The following is a 20,116-nucleotide window of genomic DNA, read 5'->3' as shown; positions in this document are numbered from 1 at the left end:
CCGCAGCGTCGGCCAGATCGTCCTAGCTAAACAGGCGCTTTTTAAGCTAGGATATGGCATGCGGTTGTGCAACAATCAGCCTGCCGCCCGCGCGCCGACCGCGTACCGACCAGACCACTGAAATGACCATCATAAAACAGACTGCGCAACATCAAGTTCTGGACCCCTGCCTGCTGGGCAGGCCGGTGCACAGGCTGCCTGCTTTTGCCGCCCAATTGAAGGAAGACCTGGGCCAGGCCATGCGCCTGAACGTAAACCGCCGCTATTGGGGCACCTTCCAGGTCGACAGCGTGGCCTTTTTCCGCCTCGACGGCGAGGAAACCGCGCTGCGCTGGACCAACTTCTCCGCGCCCGCCGGGCAGATCGCCTTTTCGCTCGAGCGCAAGGTGCTGCTGGCGGTGCTGAACTACCGCTACGGCCGCGCCAAGAGCAACGCCGCGGCCGACGATGCCGCCGTCAAGGTGACCGCCACCGAGGAGCGCCTGGCCGTGCTGCTGGGCCAGCAGCTGGCCGGCACGCTGGCCGCGCGCATCGAGTCGAACCTGCCGGCGTCGGCCGCCTCGGCCAGCCCGGACGGCGCCGACGAGGGCTTCAAGCCGGTCGGCGGCGGCTTGCCGGCCAAGGGCGGCTGGGCCATCGGCGTCACGGTCAGCGACCCCGACAGCGAAGGCGGCCAGCCCCTCAGCGGCCGCTTCCTGTTCGCGCTCGACAAGAATCTGATGGCCAGCGTGCTGCGCGGCCTGCAGCCGGAGCGCGACGCCGCGCGCCGCGCCGCCCGTCATCAGGCGCCGCTGGGCGCGCGCCTGCAGGTCGGCCTGCAGGGCCGCCTGGTCAGCAAGGAAATGGAACTGGGCAGCCTGTTCGACTTGCGCGTCGGCGACGTGATCCCCATCAGCATGCACCGGGCCGAAGTCCTGCTCGACGATTCGCGCCTGTTCACGGCCGCCGTAAGCGAGCACAAGGGCAAGCTCTGTTTAACCTCCTTTGAAGATGTCGAATAACCCATGATGAACATCAACGCAAACAGCACCAGCGACGCGCTGCTGGAAGACCTGTCGGAAGAAATGATCATCGACCAGGTCAGCAACGACCTGGCCGACGTGGCGCCCGCGCGCAGCGGCCGCGACCGCCGCGAGCTGCCGCAGATGATGCGCAAGATACCCGTGACCCTGACGCTGGAAGTGGGCTCGGCCCGCATCTCGCTGCAGGACCTGATGGCCATCGGCCCGGACAGCGTGGTGGAGCTGGACGTGCTGGCCGGCGAGCCGCTGGTGATCAAGGTCAACGGCACCGCCATCGGCCGCGCCGAAGTGGTGGTGGCGGGCGAAAACTACGGTTTGAAGGTAATCGACCTGGACGGCCTGAATCTCGACATGATGACGCCATGACCCTGGCTGTCCGCAGGACGCTGGCGGCCGCAGGCGCGGCAGCCCTGGCCCTGGCCCTGCTGGCAAGCGCGCCGGCCCACGCGGTCGACTTGCTGGCCAATGTCGTGCCCGGCGCCAAGACCGAACTGACGGTCAAGACGCAGATCCTGATCATCATGACCTTGCTGGGCTTGCTGCCCATCATGGTCATGATGATGACCAGTTTTACCCGCTTCGTCATCGTGCTGTCGCTGCTGCGCCAGGCGCTGGGCCTGCAGCAGGGCTTGCCCAACCGCGTGGTCACCGGGGTGGCGCTGATTTTGACCCTGCTGGTGATGCGCCCGATCGGCGACCAGGTGTGGAAGGACGCCTTCGTGCCCTACGACCAGGACAAGATCGGCCTGCAGGAAGCGCTGCAGATCGCCGAGCGCCCCATCTCGCGCTTCATGCTGGCCCAGACCAGCAAGGCCGCGCTCAAGCAGATCGCCCACCTGGCCGGCGAGGACAACGTGGCCAAGCCGGCCGACCACGCGTTTACCGTCAAGCTGGCCGCCTTCGTGCTGTCCGAGCTGAAGACCGCGTTCCAGATCGGCTGCCTGCTGTTCATCCCCTTCCTCATCATCGACCTGGTGGTGTCGTCGGTGCTGATGGCCATGGGCATGATGATGCTGTCGCCGCTGGTCATCTCGCTGCCGTTCAAGCTGCTGCTGTTCGTGCTGGTGGATGGCTGGACCCTGACCGTCAACACGCTCGTCACGAGCATCCAGGCCTATTAGGGGCGGGGTAGAGCTATGCTGACGCCCGACATCGCGGTCGACCTGATCGTCGAATCGCTGCACATCGTGATGCTGCTGGTGCTGGTGCTGGTGGTGCCGGGCCTGATCATGGGCCTGCTGGTGGCGCTGGTGCAGGCCGCCACGCAGATCAATGAACAGACGCTGAGCTTCTTGCCGCGCCTGCTGGTCACCCTGCTGGCGCTGATCCTGGCCGGGCGCTGGATGGCCGGCTACCTGATGGACTATTGCGTGTCCATCTTCACCCGCGCCGCGACACTGGTAGGGTAGGGCGGCGCGGCCATGGAATCCGTACTGGCCCAGTTGCTGCCGCTGCTGAACGCATGGTGGTGGCCCTTCGTGCGCGTGCTGGCCATGCTGAGCGCCGCACCCGTGCTGGGCGAGGCCATGGTGCCGGTGACGGTGCGCATCCTGACCGCGCTGGTGCTGTCCATCCTGATGCTGCCGTTGACGGAAAACGCGCTGGCCATCGACCCGATTTCCATCCAGGGCGTGGCCGCCACGCTGGAACAGGCCGTGATCGGCGGCGTGCTGGGGCTGGCCTTCCATTTCAGCGTGTCGGTGATGATGGTGCTGGGCTACCTGGTGTCGAGCCAGATCGGCTTTTCCATGGCGGTGATGAACGACCCGGTCAACGGCCAGTCGTCGGACGTGGTGTCGGCCTTGCTGTCGATGCTGGTCATCATCGTGTTTTTCGCCATCGACGGCCACCTGGTGATCGCCGGCGTGATCGGCGGCAGCTTCCAGGCCTGGCCGCTGGGCGGCGGCTACCATCCGCTGCTGCTGCAGACGGTGGCCTGGAACGTGGCCTGGATCTTCGCCGCCGCCATGCTGCTGGCCGTGCCCATCGTGTTCGCCACCATGGTGGTGCAGATCGGCTTCGGCTTCCTGAACCGCGTGGCGCCGACCCTGAACCTGTTCGCGCTGGGCTTTTCCGTGATCACCATCTTCGGCCTGCTGATGCTGGGCCAGGTGGTGCGCTTCATCCCCGAACACTACATCCGCATGACGGGGCGGGTGCTGGAAATGATACGGCAGCAGATGCAGGTGGCCCATGGCTGAGAGCAGCACCGGCGACAAGTCAGAAAAGGCTTCACACCAGAAGCTGAAGAAGGCCCGCGAGGAAGGCCAGGTGGTGCGTTCGCGCGACCTGGCCACCGCGCTCGGCATCCTGGTCACGCTCAAGCTGTTCATCTGGCTGCTGCCGTCCTACCTGATGGATTTCCGCGAGCTGTTCCACCAGAGCTTCGCCCAGTACGACAGCCAGGGCGCGCTGGACAACACCATGTCGTCCATCTTCATGACCTCGATGTGGCTGCTGATCAAGATGCTGCTGCCGCTGTTCGTGGTGCCGCTGGCCATCGTGCTGGGCGGGCTGATCCCGGGCGGCTGGGTGTTCTCCAGCAAGCACTGGGAACCCAAGCTGGAACGCTTCAGCCCGGTCACCAACCTCGGCCGGCTGTTCTCCGGCAAGCACGCCTTCGAGTTCGGCCTGTCGCTGGCCAAGTCCGGCGTGCTGATTTGGGTGCTGGTGCACGTCGGCAGCTCCAGCGTGCAGGACTACACGCGGCTGCAGGGCATGCCGCTCAACGAGGCGCTGCTGAACGGCTCGGCGCTGATGCTGGACGGGCTGATGGCGCTGATCTCGGTGTTCGTGCTGTTCGCCATTGTCGACGTGCCGGCGCAGGCCTTCTTCTACGCCAAGAACCAGCGCATGAGCAAGCAGGACCTGAAGGAAGAATACAAGAGCAGCGAAGGCCGGCCCGAAGTGCGCCAGCGCGTGCGCCAGCTGCAGCGCGCGCTGGCCCAGCGTGCCGCGCGCAAGACCGTGCCGAACGCGGACGTGGTGATCGTCAACCCGGAGCACTACGCGGTGGCGCTCAAGTACGACGAGCAGCGCGCCGAGGCGCCCTATGTGCTGGCCAAGGGCGTGGACGAGATGGCGCTGTTCATCCGCCAGATTGCGCAGGAACACCAAATCGAAGTGTTGCCCCTGCCGCCGCTGGCGCGGGCCATTTACAATACCAGCCAGGTCAACCAGCAGATCCCGGTGCAGCTGTACCAGGCCGTCTCGCAGGTGCTGAATTATGTGCTGCAGATTAAGGCGTTCCGCGCCGGCCGCCGCACGGCCGAGCCCGGTTTGCCGACCGACGTAGACGTGCCATCTTCCATGAGTGAGGTAAGACCCTGATGAATCTCCTGAACCGTATCGTCGCAGAACTGCGCCGCCACAAGTTCGCCACGCCGCTGTTCGTGATGGCCATCCTCGGGATGATCATCCTGCCGCTGCCGCCCATCCTGCTGGACGTGCTGTTCACGTTCAACATCGTGCTGGCCCTGATCGTGATCCTGGTCAGCGTGTCGGCCAAGCGGCCGCTGGACTTCTCGGTGTTCCCGACGGTGATCCTGGCCACCACCCTGATGCGGCTGACCCTGAACGTGGCCTCGACCCGCGTGGTGCTGCTCAAGGGCCACGAGGGCACGGGCGCGGCCGGCCGCGTGATCGAGGCCTTCGGCAACGTGGTCATCGGCGGCAACTTCGTGGTCGGCCTGGTGGTGTTCGTGATCCTGATGATCATCAACTTCATCGTGGTGACCAAGGGCGCCGAACGTATTTCCGAGGTGTCGGCGCGCTTCACGCTGGACGCCTTGCCGGGCAAGCAGATGGCCATCGACGCCGACCTGAACGCCGGCCTGATCAACCAGGAACAGGCGCAGGCGCGCCGCCGCGACGTGGCCATGGAGGCCGACTTCTACGGCGCCATGGACGGCGCCTCCAAGTTCGTGCGCGGCGACGCCGTGGCCTCCATCCTGATCCTGATCATCAACATGGTGGGCGGCGTGGCCATCGGTTCGCTGATGCAGAACATGAGCTTCGGCGACGCCTTCCGCCAGTACGCGCTGCTGACCATCGGCGACGGCCTGGTGGCGCAGATCCCGGCGCTGCTGCTGTCGGCCGCCTCGGCCATCCTGGTGACGCGCATCAGCGACTCGGGCGACTTCGAGGACACGGTCAAGCACCAGCTGCTGACGTCGCCAAGCGTGATCGGCGGCGCGGCCGGCCTGATGGCCATCCTGGCCGTGGTGCCGGGCATGCCGTGGCTGATGTTCCTGACCTTCGCCGCCGTGCTGGGCTATGTGGCCTGGCGCCTGAGCACCAAGGTCAAGGCGCCGGACACCAGCGCCATCAAGGCCATCGAGGCCGCGCTGCGCGAGGAAAAGGCGCCCGAGCTGGAGTGGCAGAGCCTGCCGGCCGTGCAGCCGCTACAGCTGACCCTGGGCTACAAGCTGGTGAGCCTGATCGACAAGGCGCACGGCGAGCCGCTGACCAAGCGCGTGCGCGGCGTGCGCCAGAGCCTGTCCGAATCCATGGGCATGGTGCTGCCGCCGATCGCCGTGCGCGACGACCTGGGCTTGAAGCCTTCGCAGTACGCGGTGGTGCTCAGCGGCAGCGTGGTGGCGCAGGCCGAAGTGTTTGCCGACCGCCTGATGGCGATTCCGTCGCCCACCGTGTACGGCAAGCTGGACGGCATTCCCGGCGTGGAGCCGGCCTACGGCATGCCGGTGATCTGGATCGACAGCAGCGAAAAGGCCAACGCGCTGGGCCTGGGCTACCAGGTGGTGGAGGCACCAAGCGCCATCGCCACCCACGTGTCCAAGCTGATCCGCGAATACCTGCCCGAGCTGTTCCGGCACGAGGACGTGCCGGCTATCCTGGAGCGCCTGGGCGCGCTGTCGCCCAAGCTGGCGGCCTCGCTGGACAAGGCGCTCACGCACACCCAGCTGCTGCGCGTGTTCCGCGTGCTGCTGGCCGAGAACGTGTCGCTGAAGGATATCGTGCCGATCGCCACCACCTTGCTGGACAGCTCGGAAACCACCAAGGACCCCATCCTGCTGGCGGCCGAGGTGCGCTGCGCGCTGCGGCGCCAGATCGTCACCGGCCTGTTCGGGCAAAAGTCGGAGATGCTGGCCTTTAACCTGGGCGGCGAGCTGGAAAATATGCTGCTCGGTTCGCTGAACCAGGCGCGCCAGGGCGGCAAGGTGGTGCTGGACAACTATCCGATCGATCCGCACCTGCTGGCGCAGCTGCAGGTGAACATGCCGGTGGCGCGCGAGCAGATGAAGCAGCAGGCCACGCCGCCGCTGCTGCTGGTGCTGCCGCAGATCCGGCCGCTGCTGGCGCGTTACGCGCGCCTGTTCGCGCCGGGCCTGCATGTGCTGTCCTACAATGAAGTGCCGGAAAACCGCGAAGTGAGCATTATCGGCACGGTGGGCTAAGGCCCCGGCCGGGGCGTGGTCCTGCCTAGGCCGACGCCGAGAACAGGTCCTTGGGCTGCTGCGGCTGCGACAGCAGCACGGCGGTCTCGGCCATGGCCTTGAAGATGGCCTGGGTCAGCATGGCGGTCTGCACCCGGGTCGGATTATTGTATTCCTCGCGCACCGGCGCCAGCTCGCGCATCAGGTGGCAGCGCACCAGCGACAGGCCGTTGCGGCTGACGATGGCGGCCAGCTCCGGCAGCATCTCGCGCATGAACTGCATGGTGGCGTTCTGGTTGGCGCCGATCTCCAGCACCACGCCGTCGCCGGCCGGCTCCATCTGCACCAGCACCTTGCCCAAGCCGTCGATGTGCAGTTCCAGGCGGATCGCCACGCGCGCGCGGCGGCGGCGCGGCTCGTCCTGCTGGCCGGGATCGCGCGAGACCACGCGCAGCACCAGCTTTTCCGCGCCCCAGGCATAGACGGCAAAGCGCCACGATTCCATTTCGCTCAGCATCTGCGGCGTCACGCGGCCTTCGCGCATGGCGGTCTGGCCGTGCTCGGTCATGAACAGGCCGGACGGCAGGTGGCGGCCGTGCGCCTGCTCCATCAGCGCGGCGCGCTGCTCGCCGTAGGTGCGCACCATCACCGCCCACGACATGGCCATGGTGTTGGCGTCCGGCTGCTGCCAGACCAGCTGGCGCGACATCTGCAACTGATCGGGGCGCAGCGCGGCGGGGTCGGCCAGGCTGGCAATTTGCGCCTGCGCGGCGCCGGCCAGCGACTTCAGGCCCTGCTGGGCCAGCAGCGCTTCCTGCGCATCGGCCACGCCGTTCAGCGCCTGCGGCAGGCCGGGCGGCAGCGAGAAGCTGGCTTCCTCGCCGGGCACCTGGACCACGGGCGGAATGGGCTGGGGCTGGCCGGGCTGCTCGCGCACCATCCGGTCCGGGATGTTGAGCGAGGAGCTGATCGGGGTGAGTCTGTCTATTGCCATGGAAGTAGCATACCGCCCTTAAACGAAAAAAGCCAACCGGCGTCCGGTTGGCTCTTGTACCCTCGGGCGCGCGGGCGCCCGGGATGCCCTGGCTATTATTGCAGCAGGGACAGAACCAGCGACGACTGGCTGTTGCTCTGCTTCAGCATTGCGGTGCCGGCTTGCAGCAGCATCTGGCTAGCGGTCATCGAAGCGGATTCGGAAGCGAAGTCCACGTCCATGATGCGGCCGGTTGCGTTCTTGGTGTTGGTCGACACGTTCGACAGGTTGTTGTACACGTGGTCCAGACGGTTCGAAGCAGCACCCAGAGCCGAGCGGGTCTTGGCGACGGAGTCGATCGCGGTTTTCAGCGTGTCGATGGTCGAGTTGGCCGAGGTCGAGGTGGCGATTTCGGAACCGGCGGTGGCGGTAGCGGTGCCGTCCGATTTGTAGTTGGTTGCTGCTGCAACGATGTCAGCGTGCATGTCGGTCAGCGAGCTGTCGCCGGAGGCGGTCAGGTCGACGTCCATGGTTTCGCCTTTGGACGAACCGATCTGGAAGGTCACTTTGGCGTTGAACTTGGAGTCAGCCTTGGTGCTCAGCAGGGTGGTGCCGCCGAACGAGGTGTTCGACAGGATGTTGCTCAGTTCCATGGTCAGTGCGTCGTATTCCGACTGCATTGCGGTACGGTCATCGTCGGTCGAGGAGCCGTCGGCCGACTGGGTGGCCAGGTCTTTCATGCGGACCAGGATGTTGCTGGTTTCGTCCAGCGCGCCTTCGGCGGTCTGCATCATGGAGATCGAATTCTGGGTGTTGCGCATAGCCACGGCCATGCCGCTGGTCTGTGCTTTCAGGCGGGTTGCGATCTGCAGGCCGGCAGCGTCGTCCATTGCCGAGTTGATGCGGTAGCCGGTGCTCAGGCGAGTCATCGACGTGGACAGGCTGTTCTGGGTCCGGGTGATCGAGTTTTGAGCGGACAGGGCCGCAGCGTTGGTGTGAAGACTCAGCATGAATAACTCCTGGTAGGTGGGTTCGATTCAGAGCAGCGGTACTTTTCTGCGCTCTCCCAAGTACAAGACGACCGTTTGGAAGCGGGCATTAAATGCTTTAGAGAAATTTCGTGAAAATAATTTCTCAGCCTGAAAATCGACCCGGCAGCGATCCCGGATTATGTTCCATAAAGCACAACAGCGCAGGCCCGGGGGCGCTGCGCTGTTGTTTTATTGCCAGTTGGCGGACTTACATGTTGGGGTAGTTCGGGCCGCCGCCGCCTTCCGGCGTGACCCAGACGATGTTCTGGGTCGGGTCCTTGATATCGCAGGTCTTGCAGTGCACGCAGTTCTGGGCGTTGATCTGCAGGCGGTCCTGGCCTTCGTCGGTCTTGACGAATTCATACACCCCGGCCGGGCAGTAGCGCGCTTCCGGGCCGGCGTACTTGGCCAGGTTCACCTCCACCGGCACGCTGGGGTTCTTCAGGGTCAGGTGGATGGGCTGGTCTTCGGCGTGGTTGGTGTTGGAGATGAACACCGACGACAGGCGGTCGAACGTCAGCTTGCCGTCCGGCTTGGGATAGACGATGGGCTGGAACTCCGCGGCCGGCTTCAGGCACTCGTGGTCGCCGTGGCTGTGGTGCAGCGTCCATGGCGCCTTGCCGCGCAGGAGCAGCTGGTCGATGCCGGTCATCACGGCGCCCAGGTACAAGCCCTTGCTCAGCCAAGGCTTGACGTTGCGCGCCACGTGGAGTTCCTCGTGCAGCCAGGACTGCTCGAAAGCGGTGGGGTAGGCGGCCAGTTCATCGTGCTGGCGGCCGGCGGCCAGGGCGTCGAAGGCCGCTTGCGCCGCCTGCATGCCGGTCTTGATGGCCGCGTGCGAACCCTTGATGCGGCTCATGTTCAGGAAGCCGGCGTCGCAGCCGATCAGCGCGCCGCCCGGGAACACCAGCTTCGGCAGCGATTGCAGGCCGCCGGCGGTAATGGCGCGCGCGCCGTAGGAAATGCGCTTGCCGCCTTCGAAGAAGGTGCGGATGGCCGGATGGGTCTTGTAACGCTGGAATTCCTCGTACGGCGACAGGTAGGGGTTTTCGTAGTTCAGGCCCACCACATAGCCGACCATGACCTGGTTGTTTTCCAGGTGGTACAGGAAAGAGCCGCCATAGGTCTTGGCATCCAGAGGCCAGCCCGCCGTATGGATCACCAGGCCAGGCTTGTGCTTGGACGGGTCGATTTCCCACAGTTCCTTGATGCCGATGCCGTAGGATTGCGGGTCCTTGCCCTTGTTCAGGTCGAACCGGGCCATCAGCTGCTTGCCCAGGTGGCCGCGCGCGCCTTCGGCGAACAGCGTGTATTTGCCGTGCAGTTCCATGCCCAGCTGGAAGTCGGGACCGGCTTCGCCGTCGCGCTTGACGCCCATATTGCCGGTGGCGATGCCCTTGACCGAGCCGTCCTCGTTGTACAGCACTTCGGCGGCGGCGAAGCCGGGGAAGATTTCCACGCCCAGCGCCTCGGCCTGCTGGCCCAGCCAGCGCACCACGTTGCCCAGCGAGATGACGTAGTTGCCATGGTTCTGGAAGCAGGCCGGCAGCAGCAGGTTGGGGGCCTGGTAGGCCTTGGTTTCCGTCATGAAGAGGAAGCGGTCTTCGGTCACTTCGGTGTTCAGCGGCGCGCCCAGCTCTTTCCAGTTCGGGATCAGTTCGGTCAGCGCTTTCGGGTCCATCACGGCCCCGGACAGGATGTGGGCGCCCAGCTCGCCGCCTTTTTCCAGCACGACGACCGACACTTCCTGGCCTTTTTCCGCAGCCAGCTGCTTGATCTTGATGGCCGCCGACAGGCCGGCAGGGCCGCCGCCGACGATGACGACGTCGTATTCCATCGCGTCGCGCGGGCCGTATTGTTCCAGCAGGGAGTTTGCTTGTGTCATGGTCTGTAACTTTTTATAAGAATGAGGCAATAAATTAGCACGAGTGTGCTTCTTTTTCGCCAGTTTAGCAAGATGGGCGCCATTTTGCGGGACAATCTTAGACGCCGCAATCTAATACTGGCATTTTGTGTAATGATTACGTACATGCCAATAACCGATACAGGAGCAGCGCCGTGGGTATAGAAGTGAATTTTGAAGGGAAGATTGCGCTGGTCACCGGCGCCTCCAGCGGACTCGGCGCCCGCTTCGCCAAGGTACTGGCGCAGGCTGGCGCGCAGGTGGTGCTGGCTTCGCGCCGCATAGAGCGCCTCAAGGAGCTGCGCGCCGAGATCGAAGCGGACGGCGGCGCGGCCCACGTGGTGGCGCTGGATGTGACCGACTACGCCAGCATCAAGTCCGCCATCGCGCACGCCGAGACGGAAGCGGGCCAGATCGACATCCTGGTCAACAATTCCGGTGTCTCCACCACGCAACGGCTGGTGGACGTGACGCCGGAGGATTACTCCTTCGTGATGGACACCAACCTGCGCGGCGCCTTCTTCGTGGCGCAGGAAACGGCCAAGCGCATGATCGCGCGCGCCAAGGGCGACCCGAAGAAGCAGCACCGCATCATCAACATCGCCTCGGTGGCCGGCTTGCGCGTGCTGCCGCAGATCGGCGTGTACTGCATGAGCAAGGCCGGCGTGGTGCAGATGACCAAGGCCATGGCGGTGGAGTGGGGCAAATACGGCATCAACACCAACGCCATCTGCCCCGGCTACATCTCGACCGAGATCAACGAGGACTATTTCGCCAGCGAGCAGGGCCGCAAGCTGATCGACATGCTGCCGCGCCGCCGCGCCGGCAAGCCGGAAGACCTGGACGGGCTGCTGTTGCTGCTGGCCGGCGAGGACTCCCACTTCATCAACGGCGCCGTGATCTCCGCCGACGACGGCATGACGGCGATGTAAAAAAAAAAAGCGGCCTCGGCCGTTTTTTTTTACAGCTGCACCCCCACCAGCTTGTGCACCAGCTCGGACGAGGTGGCCGCTTCGAACTTGCGCATCAGGCGGGCGCGGTGCATTTCCACCGTGCGCGGGCTGAGGTCGATCTGGCGCGCGATGACCTTGCTGGTCTTGCCCTCCACCAGCAGCGCGGCGATTTCGCGTTCGCGCGGCGTCAGTTCGGCCGTCACCGGGCGCTTTTCGCTGACGTCCTCGAAGGTCCAGATGCCCGGCCCCAGCGGTTCGCGCGCCTTGAGCGCGTGGCCGGTGACGTGGCACCAGAACAGCTCGCCGTTCGCGCGGCGCATGATGCGCTCGTCGGAATAGCGGCCCTTGGCGTTCATGATGGGGATGATGCGGTCGCCGGTGCGGATGAACTCGTCCGGCGAAGGGTAGAGCAGGCAGAACGATTTGCCCACCAGGGCCTCGCGCGGGTAGCCGAACATGCCGGCCAGCGCTTCGTTGCAGGACTGGATGGTGCGGTTCTCCGAGATGCACATTCCCACCGGCGCATGCAGGAAGATGGTTTCGTAGTCGATTGCGAGCGGTGCGTTCATCGTTGCGGGCCGGTAGTTCTACGGTATTGTGGTTTCACTAGGCGTATTCTATGCTGATACCCCATGTGAACAACAGTGCAAGCTTATCAAAACATAAGGGAGATGTATGAATAAAGTGTATCCCGATGCCGCCGCCGCCCTGGCCGGCATTGTGCAGGATGGGCAAACCATCGCCGTCGGCGGCTTCGGCCTGTGCGGCATTCCCGAGGCGCTGATCGCTGCGCTGCGCGACAGCGGGGCCAAGCAGCTGACCGCGATCTCGAACAACGCCGGCGTGGACGGCTTCGGCCTGGGCCAGCTGCTGGAAACCCGCCAGATCCGCAAGATGATCGCGTCCTACGTGGGTGAGAACAAGGAATTCGCGCGCCAGTACCTGGCCGGCGAACTGGAGCTGGAATTCACGCCGCAGGGCACCCTGGCCGAGAAGCTGCGCGCCGGCGGCGCCGGCATCCCGGCTTTCTTCACCAAGACCGGCGTGGGCACCATCGTCGCCGAGGGCAAGGAAATCCGTGAATTCGACGGCGAGCAGTACGTGATGGAGCGTTCGCTGGTGGCCGACGTGTCGCTGGTGAAGGCATGGAAGGCCGACAAGGCCGGCAACCTGGTGTACCGCAAGACGGCGCGCAACTTCAATCCGAACGTGGCGGCCGCAGGCAAGATTACTGTCGTTGAAGTCGAGCAGCTGGTGGAAGTGGGCGAGATCGATCCGGACCAAGTGCACACGCCGGGGATTTTCGTGCATCGCATCGTAGTGAACGCGACGCCGGAAAAACGTATCGAACAGCGCACCGTGCGCGCCAACTGAGGAGACGGACATGGCATGGACTCGTGATGAAATGGCCGCCCGCGCGGCCAAGGAACTGCAAGACGGTTTCTACGTAAACCTGGGCATCGGCTTGCCCACCATGGTGGCCAACTACGTGCCATCGGATATCGAAGTGTATCTGCAGTCCGAGAACGGCCTGCTCGGCATCGGCCCCTTCCCGACGGAAGACGAGATCGACGCCGACCTGATCAACGCCGGCAAGCAGACCGTGACGGCGCTGCCCGGTTCGGCCTACTTCAGCTCGGCCGATTCCTTCGGCATGATCCGCGGCGGCAAGATCAACCTGGCCATCCTGGGCGCGATGCAGGTCTCCGAGCATGGCGACCTGGCCAACTGGATGATCCCCGGCAAAATGGTCAAAGGCATGGGCGGCGCCATGGACCTGGTGGCTGGCGTGAAGCGCGTGGTGGTGCTGATGGAGCACGTGGCCACCGCCAAGGACGGCAGCACCTCGCACAAGCTGCTGAAGAAGTGCGACCTGCCCCTGACCGGCGTGGGCGTGGTGGACCTGGTGATTACCGACCTGGGCGTGATGGAAGTGACGCCTTCCGGCCTGAAAGTGACGGAACTGGCGCCCGGCGTCACCAAGGAGCAGATCGCGGCCGCCACCGGCGCCGACCTGGACTTCTCGGCGCTGTAAGCCGGCGCAGTCCCTGAAAAGCACGCTTCGGCGTGCTTTTTTTATGGCTGCGCCAAGGCTTTGCGCATGAAGATGGTGGCCTGCGGATTGTCGTTATAGCGGGCGCAGGGCTGGTAGCCGCGGCGCGCGTACTGGCGCAGCGCGTCGGCCAGGTCGTCCTTGCTGTCGAGGTAGATCCAGGCGGCGCCGCTGGCGGCGGCGTGCACCTCCATCGCTGCCAGCAGCGCGCCGGCGATGCCGCGTCCGCGGAACGCCGGCTTGACATACAGGCGCTTGCATTCGGTGGCGGCGGGCACGTCGTCCAAGGGCAGCGCGCGCAGCGCCACGCAGCCGGCCGGCTCGCCGTCCACATAGGCCAGCCACAGCGCCGCATGCGGGTCGGACAGGAAGGCGACGATGTCTTGCTGCGTGTCGCGCACCACGACGCCGATGGCGTCGAAATATTCGTACAGCAGGGATAGGGTGGGCTGAAGCTCAGCGAGCGTGGCGCGAATAATGGTCATGGCAGCACTCTAGCGCATCCGGGCGCCGCCTGCAAAACGTGGCTGGACAGCCACGCCGCCGCGGCCTTGGAGCGCCTGCCCGATCAATCCGGTGATTCTTTCAGCAATACGCGGCTTGTGCCGTTGCCTTGCCAGGAAGGCAAATTGATACTTGGATCTCCTACTAAAATTAACAATCGGAGACACCATGAATATGTTGAAAAGCCCGGCGGCCGGCCTGGCGGTACTGCTGCTGGCTGCCGGCTGCGGCGGCAGCGATCCCGTGGCGGAGCAAAGCCAGGCCAAGTCCGCCGTGCGCATGGGACTGACCGGCACGTCCGCCCTGGCCGAGGCGAGCAGCTTCGGCCTCAGCTCGGACGCCAATTTTTATACCGTGGACACCGGCGCCGGCCTGGTATTCAAGATCCGCCGCCTGGACAACGGCGTCAGCACGCAGTCGGCCGGCGACATCGCGTCCATGGTCTACAACGGCGTGCAGTACCAGGACCAGTCGCGCGGCAGCCAAGTCAACTCCGGTTTCGATTTCCTGTACACCGGCGTATCCGCCGTGAGCGTGAACGCCGAGGCGGTCGGCAGCGACTATATCAAGGTCACCGTGGTGGCCGGCAGCCTGACGCACTATTACATCGTGAAGAAGGGTGTCAACAATATCTACATGGGCACCTACTTCACGGCCGAGCCGAACACGCTGAACCTGGCGCGCTTCATCCTGCGCGTGCCCATCGCAGCGCTGCCCAACGGGCCGGTGCCGTCCGACCTGCGCGGCACCACCACCACGGTGGAGTCGGGCGATGTGTTCGGCCTGCCGAACGGCCAGACCCGCTCCAAGCACTATTCCAACATGCGCCTGAAAGACTGGCAGTACATCGGCGCCACCAGCGCTACGGCCGGCATGTGGGTGGTGCGCGACAACAACGAGGGCAATTCGGGCGGCCCGTTCTACCGCAGCCTGCTGAACCAGGCCACCGCCACCAACCAGGAGCTGACCTATATCGTCAACTACGGCGAGGCGCAGACCGAAGCGCTGCGCACCAATATCCTCAACAGCTACACGCTGGTATTCAACGACGGCAGCGCGCCCGCGCCCGTGGACACGTCCTTCTTCGGCGAACTGGGGCTGACCGGCTATGTCGCCCCGGCCGGGCGCGGCCGCGTGGCCGGCGTCGGCATCACCGGGCGCGACGCGGGCTACGAGTACACGGTCGGCTTCGCCAACGCCACGGCGCAATACTGGGCCAAGGCGGACGCGGCCACCGGCCACTTCGACAGCCCCGGCATGCTGCCCGGTACCTACACCATGAAGGTCTACAAGAACGAGTATGCGGTGGACACGCGCAGCGTGACGGTGACGGCCGGCGGCACGGTGGCGCTGAACACCATCGCCATTGCCGGCGACCCGAGCGCGGCGGCGCCGCTGTGGCGCATCGGCGACTGGGACGGCACGCCGGCCGAGTTCATCAACGGCGACAAGGTCACCACCATGCACCCGTCCGACGTGCGCATGGCGTCCTGGGTGCCGGCCGAGTACCAGGTGGGCACATCGAACGCCGCCAGCGGCTTCCCGGCCTACCAGTGGAAGGACGTGAACGGCACGCTGACCGTCAAGTTCAACCTGACGCAAAGCCAGATCGCCAACTACCAGCTGCGCCTGGGCATCACGGCGGCCTTTGCCGGCGGCCGGCCCAAACCCCAGGTCAACGGCTGGATACCGGCCAACCCGGCGGCGTCCACGCAGCCTTCGACGCGCACGCTGACCGTGGGCACCTATCGCGGCAACAACACCATGTACACCTACACGGTGCCGGCATCTGAACTGCAGGTGGGCCAGAACGTGCTGACCCTGACCGCCATCAGCGGCTCCAGCGGCGTCACCTACCTCAGCCCCGGCTACGCCTGGGACGCGGTAGACATGATCAGGCAATGAGGAGGCGGCGATGAACAACATCTTGCAACGCGCGCTGCTGTCGGCATGGGCCGGCGCCGCCATGCTGCTGTCCGGCGCGGCCCCGGCGGCAGTGATCGCCACGCTGGGCAGCGGCGCGGCCGTGCAAACGGTCACCAACGCCGCCCATTTCGAACTGAACACCGCCATGGCCAGCGGCTACGTGGAGGACGGCCTGCTGTTCAGCTACACCGGCTCGGCCAACAACAACGGCTGCGGCTATGCTGGCGTGAACTGCTACGCTGCGCCGACCGACTTCAGCCCCGCCTTCAGCGGCAATTACATGGCCTCGTCCGGCAACAACGCCTACATCAGCATCCGCCTGGCGAGCGGTCTGGACTTCTACAAGGTGGAGTTCGCGGCGGACAGCAGCTACCTGAACCTGAACGGCTACTGGAAAACCTTCAACGACAGCGTGCAGACCGGGGCCGGTAATTTCAGCCAGCCGCACGGCGCCGTGCTGGGCCTGGCCGATGTGGCCGGCTTCGACGAGGTGCGCTACTACGCATTCTCCACGGCGAACAAGCAGAGCGGCTTCAGCGGCAGCGCGATCGATGAGGTGAGGGTGGGGGTGCCGGAACCGGCGTCGGGACTGCTGATGGCCGTGGGCCTGTGGGGACTGATGGCGGTGCGCAGGAAGCGCACCGCCGGAGGGAACTAAGGCTTAGGGAACTAAGACTTAGGGAACTAAGGCTTAGGCAGCCTTGGCGGTTGCCGGCGTCACGGCGGCCGCCTCGTCATTGATCGGCGTCGGGTTGGCCAGTTCGCGGTGCATGGTCTCCACGTCCAGCTCGTTCTCCCACTTCGACACCACCACGGCGGCCACGCCGTTGCCGATGAAGTTGGTCAGCGCGCGGGCTTCGCTCATGAAGCGGTCGATGCCCAGGATCAGCGCCATGCCCGCCACCGGGATGGTCGGCACCACGGCCAGGGTGGCGGCCAGGGTGATGAAGCCGGCGCCGGTGATGCCGGAGGCGCCCTTGGAGGTCAGCATCGCCACCGCCAGGATGGTCAGCTCCTGGCCCAGCGTCAGGTCGGTGTTGGTGGCCTGGGCCACGAACAGGGCGGCCATGGTCATGTAGATGTTGGTGCCGTCCAGGTTGAAGGAGTAGCCGGTAGGAACCACCAGGCCGACCACGGGCTTGGCGCAGCCCAGCTTTTCCAGCTTGCGCATCAGCGAAGGCAGCGCGCTTTCCGACGAGCTGGTGCCCAGCACGATCAGCAGTTCTTCCTTGATGTAGTTGATGAAGCGGCCGATCGAGAAGCCGGTGAACTTGGCGATCGAGCCCAGCACGATGAAGATGAACAGGAAGCAGGTCAGGTAGAACGAACCCATCAGCTTGGCCAGCGGCAGCAGCGAGTCGATGCCGTATTTGCCGATGGTGAAAGCCATGGCGCCGAACGCGCCCAGCGGGGCCAGTTTCATGACGATGTTGACGATGCCGAAGATGGCATGCGCCAGTTCATCGATCAGCTTGGCGAGCGGCCGGCCTTTTTCGCCCAGCAGCGACAGCGAGAAGCCGAACAGCACGGAAATCAGCAGCACCTGCAGGATGTCGCCCTTGGCGAAGGCATCGATCACCGTGTTCGGGATGATGTTCATCACGAAGTCGATGGTGGACTGGTGCTTGGCTTTTTCGGTGAACTGCGCGATGGCCTTGGTGTCCAGGGTGGCTGGATCGACGTTGAAGCCGTCACCCGGACGCAGCAGGTTGGCCACGAACAGGCCGATCACCAGCGCGAAGGTGGACACCACCTCGAAGTACAGCAGGGCCTTGCCGCCGACGCGGCCGATTTTCTTCACGTCCTGCATGCCGGCGATGCCGGACACCACGGTGCAGAAGATGACCGGGGCGATGATCATCTTGATCAGTTTGATGAAGCCGTCGCCGAGCGGCTTCATGGCCACGGCGTCGGTGGGCAGGTAGATGCCCAGCAGCACGCCGCACAGAATGGCGAACAAGACCTGTACGTACAGGACTTTGTAGAATGGTTTTTTCATGATCGGTCTCCCTAATGGCTCTCCAAGTGGAGCGATCATGCGGGAAACCTTATATCCCAGCTATTGTGGGCTTCCCCATTGCGGCTAACCACATTGCGGCTAACCACATTGGGGACATCCACAATAGCGCGGCGGGCGCCGCCTGCCTTACTGCGCGACCCAGCCGCCGTCCATATTCCAGGCCACGCCGCGCACCTGCTTGGCCGCGTTGCTGCACAGGAACACGGCCAGCGCGCCCAGTTCCTCGGGCGTGACGAACTCGCCGGACGGCTGCTTGTCGGCCAACAAGGCCTTCTTGGCTTCCTCGTTGCTCAGGCTGTCCTTCAGGGCGCGCGCATCGACCTGTTTCTGCACCAGCGGGGTCAGCACGAAGCCGGGGCAGATGGCGTTGGCGGTCACGCCGGTCTGCGCCGTTTCCAGCGCCGTCACCTTGGTCAGGCCCACCAGGCCGTGCTTGGCGGCCACATAGGCCGATTTGCCGGCTGAGCCCACCAGGCCGTGCGCCGAGGCCAGGTTGATGATGCGGCCCCAGTTCTTGGCGCGCATATAGGGCAGCGCCAGGCGCGAGGTGTGGAAGGCCGAGGTCAGGTTGATGGCGATGATGGAGTCCCATTTCTCGACCGGGAAGTCTTCCACGTTGGCCACGTGCTGGATGCCGGCGTTGTTGACCAGCACATCGATGCCGCCGAACTTGTCGGCCGCGAAGGCAAACAGCGACTCGATTTCGGCCGCTTTCGACATGTCGGCGTTGTGATAGGCGGTCTGCACGCCGAATTCGCGCGCCGTGTCGGCCTGCAGGGCGGCGATTTCGGCGGCGTCGCCGAAGCCGTTGAACAGGATGTTGGCGCCTTCGGCTGCCAGCGAACGCGCCATGCCCAGGCCGATGCCGGACGTGGAACCGGTGACAAGTGCGGTCTTGCCGCGGAGGAGAGTGCTGGCCATGGAGTTCCTTTATGAGGGTGTTTGTCGGTTGGGAAATGCGTGCGCTACACTTCTTCAAGATTTTAAGCGCAACGCCGGGTAAAATGTCGTACGTTGAAAAAAAGGAATCAGCATGATCGAGGCAAAAATAAAGTCTGTACAGTGCATTTCGCCCAGCGGCCTGCACCAGATGGCCTACAAGGAGTGGGGCGACGAAGACAATCCCAACGTGCTGGTGTGCGTGCACGGCGTGACCCGTGTTTCCGACGACTTTGATAACATGGCGCGCGCGCTGGCCGGCCACTACCGCGTGGTGGCGCCGGACGTCGTGGGCCGGGGCCGTTCCGGCCGCCTGCGCAATCCCGAACTGTACCGCCTGCCGCAATACGTGGCCGACATGGTGACCCTGGTGGCGCGCGTGACCGCGCGCGGCCCGCGCCAGACCGTGGACTGGTTCGGCACCTCGATGGGCGGCCTGATCGGCATGGGTCTGGCCTCGCTGCCGGACAACCCGATCAGCAAACTGGTGCTCAACGATATCGGACCGGTGCTGGACCCGGACGCGCTGCAGCGCATCGGCGACTACATCGGCCAGGACCTGCGCTTCCCGACGTTCGAACTGGGCGCCAAGTTCGTGCGCGACGTGTCGCTGCCGTTCGGCCCGCACACGGACGCGGAATGGCACAAGCTGGCTGCCGATGTTTTGCGCCAGGACAAGGACGGCCAGTGGGTTCGCCACTATGATATGGGACTGGCCCAGCCGTTCCGCTCGGCCACGCCGGAGTCGGCGCGCGCCGACGAGGCCATGCTGTGGGCCGCCTATGACGCGATCCGCTGCCCGACCCTGCTGGTGCGCGGCGCGCAATCGGATTTGCTGTCGCCCGCCACAGCCTTAAGCATGACGCAGCGCGGGCCAAAAGCCACGCTGGTGGAGATACCGGACGTCGGTCACGCTCCCACCTTCCTGCATGACGACCAGATCGCCATTGCGAAGAAGTTTTTACTTGATCAATAACCATTTTTAGAAAGAATAGTATGGAAATCACCCGCCTGCACGTTGGCAAACGCCTGTCCGAAGTCGCCATCCACAACGGCACCGTCTACCTGGCCGGCCAGATCGCCGAAGACACCAGCAAGGACATCGTGGGCCAGACCCAGGAGGTGCTGGCCGCCGTCGACCGCCTGCTGGCCGAGGCCGGCAGCGACAAGACTTGCATCCTGAGCACCGCCATCTACATCAAGGACATGGCCCTGTTCCCGAGCATGAACGAAGTGTGGGACAGCTGGGTCGCCCAGGGCCACACCCCGCCGCGCGCCACCGTGGAAGCCAAGCTGGCCAACCCGGCCTGCCTGGTGGAAGTAGTGGTCGTCGCAGCACAGCGTTAATGGCATTCGCCGCTCCCGTCCGGCGGGAGCGGCACCGGTTTTAACTGAA

Annotated in this window: 21 protein-coding genes; 14 read left to right on the top strand and 7 right to left on the bottom strand. The window is 64.8% G+C overall.

What is annotated here, in order from left to right:
- Positions 1 to 122: 122 nt before the first annotated feature.
- The 7 genes from ACFJI2_RS14290 to ACFJI2_RS14260 are packed head-to-tail and all read left to right on the top strand — an operon-like array spanning position 123 to position 6,439.
- The gene (locus ACFJI2_RS14290) at positions 123 to 1,001 is read left to right on the top strand and encodes a FliM/FliN family flagellar motor switch protein (RefSeq protein WP_377705615.1); all 879 of its coding nucleotides are present in this window, start codon (positions 123 to 125) and stop codon (positions 999 to 1,001) included.
- A gap of 3 nt (positions 1,002 to 1,004) precedes the next feature.
- Positions 1,005 to 1,388 carry a FliM/FliN family flagellar motor switch protein gene (locus tag ACFJI2_RS14285; protein ID WP_132131703.1) on the top strand — a complete coding sequence of 128 codons (384 nt, stop codon included), beginning with the start codon at positions 1,005 to 1,007 and terminating at the stop codon, positions 1,386 to 1,388.
- Positions 1,385 to 2,143, top strand: a complete 759-nt coding sequence (gene fliP, locus ACFJI2_RS14280) for a flagellar type III secretion system pore protein FliP (protein WP_377705613.1) — start codon at positions 1,385 to 1,387, stop codon at positions 2,141 to 2,143. Before ACFJI2_RS14285 ends, fliP begins: the two co-directional genes overlap by 4 nt.
- A gap of 15 nt (positions 2,144 to 2,158) precedes the next feature.
- A complete protein-coding gene (locus ACFJI2_RS14275) occupies positions 2,159 to 2,431 on the top strand; it encodes a flagellar biosynthetic protein FliQ (RefSeq protein ID WP_107868540.1) in 273 nt (90 codons plus the stop codon).
- 12 nt (positions 2,432 to 2,443) lie between these two features.
- On the top strand, positions 2,444 to 3,223 hold the full coding sequence (locus ACFJI2_RS14270) for a flagellar biosynthetic protein FliR (RefSeq protein ID WP_107868541.1): 780 nt from the start codon (positions 2,444 to 2,446) through the stop codon (positions 3,221 to 3,223).
- Positions 3,216 to 4,352, top strand: coding sequence for a flagellar biosynthesis protein FlhB (locus tag ACFJI2_RS14265; RefSeq protein ID WP_377705612.1), 1,137 nt, complete (start codon positions 3,216 to 3,218; stop codon positions 4,350 to 4,352). Before ACFJI2_RS14270 ends, ACFJI2_RS14265 begins: the two co-directional genes overlap by 8 nt.
- Complete coding sequence (locus ACFJI2_RS14260) at positions 4,352 to 6,439, top strand: flagellar biosynthesis protein FlhA (RefSeq protein ID WP_377705611.1); 2,088 nt, start codon at positions 4,352 to 4,354, stop codon at positions 6,437 to 6,439. Before ACFJI2_RS14265 ends, ACFJI2_RS14260 begins: the two co-directional genes overlap by 1 nt.
- A gap of 25 nt (positions 6,440 to 6,464) precedes the next feature.
- Here ACFJI2_RS14260 and ACFJI2_RS14255 read toward each other — a convergent pair whose 3' ends face one another.
- From ACFJI2_RS14255 to ACFJI2_RS14245, 3 genes are all read right to left on the bottom strand, one after another.
- Positions 6,465 to 7,412 (bottom strand): hypothetical protein, encoded by a 948-nt coding sequence (locus ACFJI2_RS14255; protein WP_377705610.1) that lies wholly within the window; start codon positions 7,410 to 7,412, stop codon positions 6,465 to 6,467.
- A gap of 95 nt (positions 7,413 to 7,507) precedes the next feature.
- Positions 7,508 to 8,401, bottom strand: a complete 894-nt coding sequence (locus ACFJI2_RS14250) for a flagellin (protein ID WP_377705609.1) — start codon at positions 8,399 to 8,401, stop codon at positions 7,508 to 7,510.
- A gap of 229 nt (positions 8,402 to 8,630) precedes the next feature.
- Complete coding sequence (locus tag ACFJI2_RS14245) at positions 8,631 to 10,307, bottom strand: electron transfer flavoprotein-ubiquinone oxidoreductase (RefSeq protein ID WP_377705608.1); 1,677 nt, start codon at positions 10,305 to 10,307, stop codon at positions 8,631 to 8,633.
- A 173-nt stretch (positions 10,308 to 10,480) separates the two neighbouring features.
- Between ACFJI2_RS14245 and ACFJI2_RS14240 the strand changes: the two genes are divergently transcribed.
- The gene (locus tag ACFJI2_RS14240; protein ID WP_107868546.1) at positions 10,481 to 11,257 is read left to right on the top strand and encodes an SDR family oxidoreductase; all 777 of its coding nucleotides are present in this window, start codon (positions 10,481 to 10,483) and stop codon (positions 11,255 to 11,257) included.
- A 29-nt stretch (positions 11,258 to 11,286) separates the two neighbouring features.
- On the opposite strand, the gene ACFJI2_RS14235 is transcribed toward ACFJI2_RS14240, so the two are convergent.
- Positions 11,287 to 11,847, bottom strand: a complete 561-nt coding sequence (locus ACFJI2_RS14235) for a LuxR C-terminal-related transcriptional regulator (RefSeq protein WP_107868548.1) — start codon at positions 11,845 to 11,847, stop codon at positions 11,287 to 11,289.
- A 106-nt stretch (positions 11,848 to 11,953) separates the two neighbouring features.
- Between ACFJI2_RS14235 and ACFJI2_RS14230 the strand changes: the two genes are divergently transcribed.
- Positions 11,954 to 12,652 (top strand): CoA transferase subunit A, encoded by a 699-nt coding sequence (locus ACFJI2_RS14230; RefSeq protein ID WP_377705607.1) that lies wholly within the window; start codon positions 11,954 to 11,956, stop codon positions 12,650 to 12,652.
- Between the two features lie 10 nt (positions 12,653 to 12,662).
- Positions 12,663 to 13,313, top strand: coding sequence for a CoA transferase subunit B (locus tag ACFJI2_RS14225; protein ID WP_377705606.1), 651 nt, complete (start codon positions 12,663 to 12,665; stop codon positions 13,311 to 13,313).
- Positions 13,314 to 13,354: 41 nt separating this feature from the next.
- On the opposite strand, the gene ACFJI2_RS14220 is transcribed toward ACFJI2_RS14225, so the two are convergent.
- The gene (locus ACFJI2_RS14220) at positions 13,355 to 13,816 is read right to left on the bottom strand and encodes a GNAT family N-acetyltransferase (RefSeq protein ID WP_377705605.1); all 462 of its coding nucleotides are present in this window, start codon (positions 13,814 to 13,816) and stop codon (positions 13,355 to 13,357) included.
- A gap of 187 nt (positions 13,817 to 14,003) precedes the next feature.
- Between ACFJI2_RS14220 and ACFJI2_RS14215 the strand changes: the two genes are divergently transcribed.
- Both ACFJI2_RS14215 and ACFJI2_RS14210 read left to right on the top strand, forming a co-directional pair.
- On the top strand, positions 14,004 to 15,740 hold the full coding sequence (locus tag ACFJI2_RS14215) for a rhamnogalacturonan lyase B N-terminal domain-containing protein (RefSeq protein ID WP_377705604.1): 1,737 nt from the start codon (positions 14,004 to 14,006) through the stop codon (positions 15,738 to 15,740).
- A gap of 10 nt (positions 15,741 to 15,750) precedes the next feature.
- Positions 15,751 to 16,419, top strand: a complete 669-nt coding sequence (locus tag ACFJI2_RS14210; protein WP_377705603.1) for a PEP-CTERM sorting domain-containing protein — start codon at positions 15,751 to 15,753, stop codon at positions 16,417 to 16,419.
- Positions 16,420 to 16,452: 33 nt separating this feature from the next.
- Here ACFJI2_RS14210 and ACFJI2_RS14205 read toward each other — a convergent pair whose 3' ends face one another.
- Complete coding sequence (locus ACFJI2_RS14205) at positions 16,453 to 17,763, bottom strand: dicarboxylate/amino acid:cation symporter (protein ID WP_377705840.1); 1,311 nt, start codon at positions 17,761 to 17,763, stop codon at positions 16,453 to 16,455.
- Positions 17,764 to 17,907: 144 nt separating this feature from the next.
- The gene (locus tag ACFJI2_RS14200; RefSeq protein ID WP_377705602.1) at positions 17,908 to 18,702 is read right to left on the bottom strand and encodes a 3-hydroxybutyrate dehydrogenase; all 795 of its coding nucleotides are present in this window, start codon (positions 18,700 to 18,702) and stop codon (positions 17,908 to 17,910) included.
- A gap of 112 nt (positions 18,703 to 18,814) precedes the next feature.
- Between ACFJI2_RS14200 and ACFJI2_RS14195 the strand changes: the two genes are divergently transcribed.
- Both ACFJI2_RS14195 and ACFJI2_RS14190 read left to right on the top strand, forming a co-directional pair.
- Positions 18,815 to 19,696 (top strand): alpha/beta fold hydrolase, encoded by an 882-nt coding sequence (locus ACFJI2_RS14195; protein ID WP_107868556.1) that lies wholly within the window; start codon positions 18,815 to 18,817, stop codon positions 19,694 to 19,696.
- A gap of 20 nt (positions 19,697 to 19,716) precedes the next feature.
- Positions 19,717 to 20,067, top strand: coding sequence for a RidA family protein (locus ACFJI2_RS14190; RefSeq protein ID WP_107868557.1), 351 nt, complete (start codon positions 19,717 to 19,719; stop codon positions 20,065 to 20,067).
- Positions 20,068 to 20,116 lie beyond the last annotated feature (49 nt).

Source organism: Pseudoduganella sp. UC29_71 (assembly GCF_042693265.1).
Lineage (GTDB): Bacteria > Pseudomonadota > Gammaproteobacteria > Burkholderiales > Burkholderiaceae_D > Rugamonas.
This window is presented reverse-complemented; position numbering and strand designations above follow the sequence as displayed.

Bases quoted from the DNA above. Each gene is read 5' to 3' on its own strand.
- ACFJI2_RS14235 (WP_107868548.1), bottom strand. From the start codon at position 11,847: ATGAACGCACCGCTCGCAATCGACTACGAAACCATCTTCCTGCATGCG.
- ACFJI2_RS14270 (WP_107868541.1), top strand. From the start codon at position 2,444: ATGGAATCCGTACTGGCCCAGTTGCTGCCGCTGCTGAACGCATGGTGG.
- ACFJI2_RS14230 (WP_377705607.1), top strand. From the start codon at position 11,954: ATGAATAAAGTGTATCCCGATGCCGCCGCCGCCCTGGCCGGCATTGTG.
- ACFJI2_RS14250 (WP_377705609.1), bottom strand. From the start codon at position 8,401: ATGCTGAGTCTTCACACCAACGCTGCGGCCCTGTCCGCTCAAAACTCG.
- ACFJI2_RS14215 (WP_377705604.1), top strand. From the start codon at position 14,004: ATGAATATGTTGAAAAGCCCGGCGGCCGGCCTGGCGGTACTGCTGCTG.
- ACFJI2_RS14210 (WP_377705603.1), top strand. From the start codon at position 15,751: ATGAACAACATCTTGCAACGCGCGCTGCTGTCGGCATGGGCCGGCGCC.
- ACFJI2_RS14245 (WP_377705608.1), bottom strand. From the start codon at position 10,307: ATGACACAAGCAAACTCCCTGCTGGAACAATACGGCCCGCGCGACGCG.
- ACFJI2_RS14190 (WP_107868557.1), top strand. From the start codon at position 19,717: ATGGAAATCACCCGCCTGCACGTTGGCAAACGCCTGTCCGAAGTCGCC.
- ACFJI2_RS14220 (WP_377705605.1), bottom strand. From the start codon at position 13,816: ATGACCATTATTCGCGCCACGCTCGCTGAGCTTCAGCCCACCCTATCC.
- ACFJI2_RS14200 (WP_377705602.1), bottom strand. From the start codon at position 18,702: ATGGCCAGCACTCTCCTCCGCGGCAAGACCGCACTTGTCACCGGTTCC.
- ACFJI2_RS14225 (WP_377705606.1), top strand. From the start codon at position 12,663: ATGGCATGGACTCGTGATGAAATGGCCGCCCGCGCGGCCAAGGAACTG.
- ACFJI2_RS14290 (WP_377705615.1), top strand. From the start codon at position 123: ATGACCATCATAAAACAGACTGCGCAACATCAAGTTCTGGACCCCTGC.
- ACFJI2_RS14255 (WP_377705610.1), bottom strand. From the start codon at position 7,412: ATGGCAATAGACAGACTCACCCCGATCAGCTCCTCGCTCAACATCCCG.
- ACFJI2_RS14195 (WP_107868556.1), top strand. From the start codon at position 18,815: ATGATCGAGGCAAAAATAAAGTCTGTACAGTGCATTTCGCCCAGCGGC.
- ACFJI2_RS14285 (WP_132131703.1), top strand. From the start codon at position 1,005: ATGATGAACATCAACGCAAACAGCACCAGCGACGCGCTGCTGGAAGAC.
- ACFJI2_RS14265 (WP_377705612.1), top strand. From the start codon at position 3,216: ATGGCTGAGAGCAGCACCGGCGACAAGTCAGAAAAGGCTTCACACCAG.
- ACFJI2_RS14260 (WP_377705611.1), top strand. From the start codon at position 4,352: ATGAATCTCCTGAACCGTATCGTCGCAGAACTGCGCCGCCACAAGTTC.
- fliP (WP_377705613.1), top strand. From the start codon at position 1,385: ATGACCCTGGCTGTCCGCAGGACGCTGGCGGCCGCAGGCGCGGCAGCC.
- ACFJI2_RS14275 (WP_107868540.1), top strand. From the start codon at position 2,159: ATGCTGACGCCCGACATCGCGGTCGACCTGATCGTCGAATCGCTGCAC.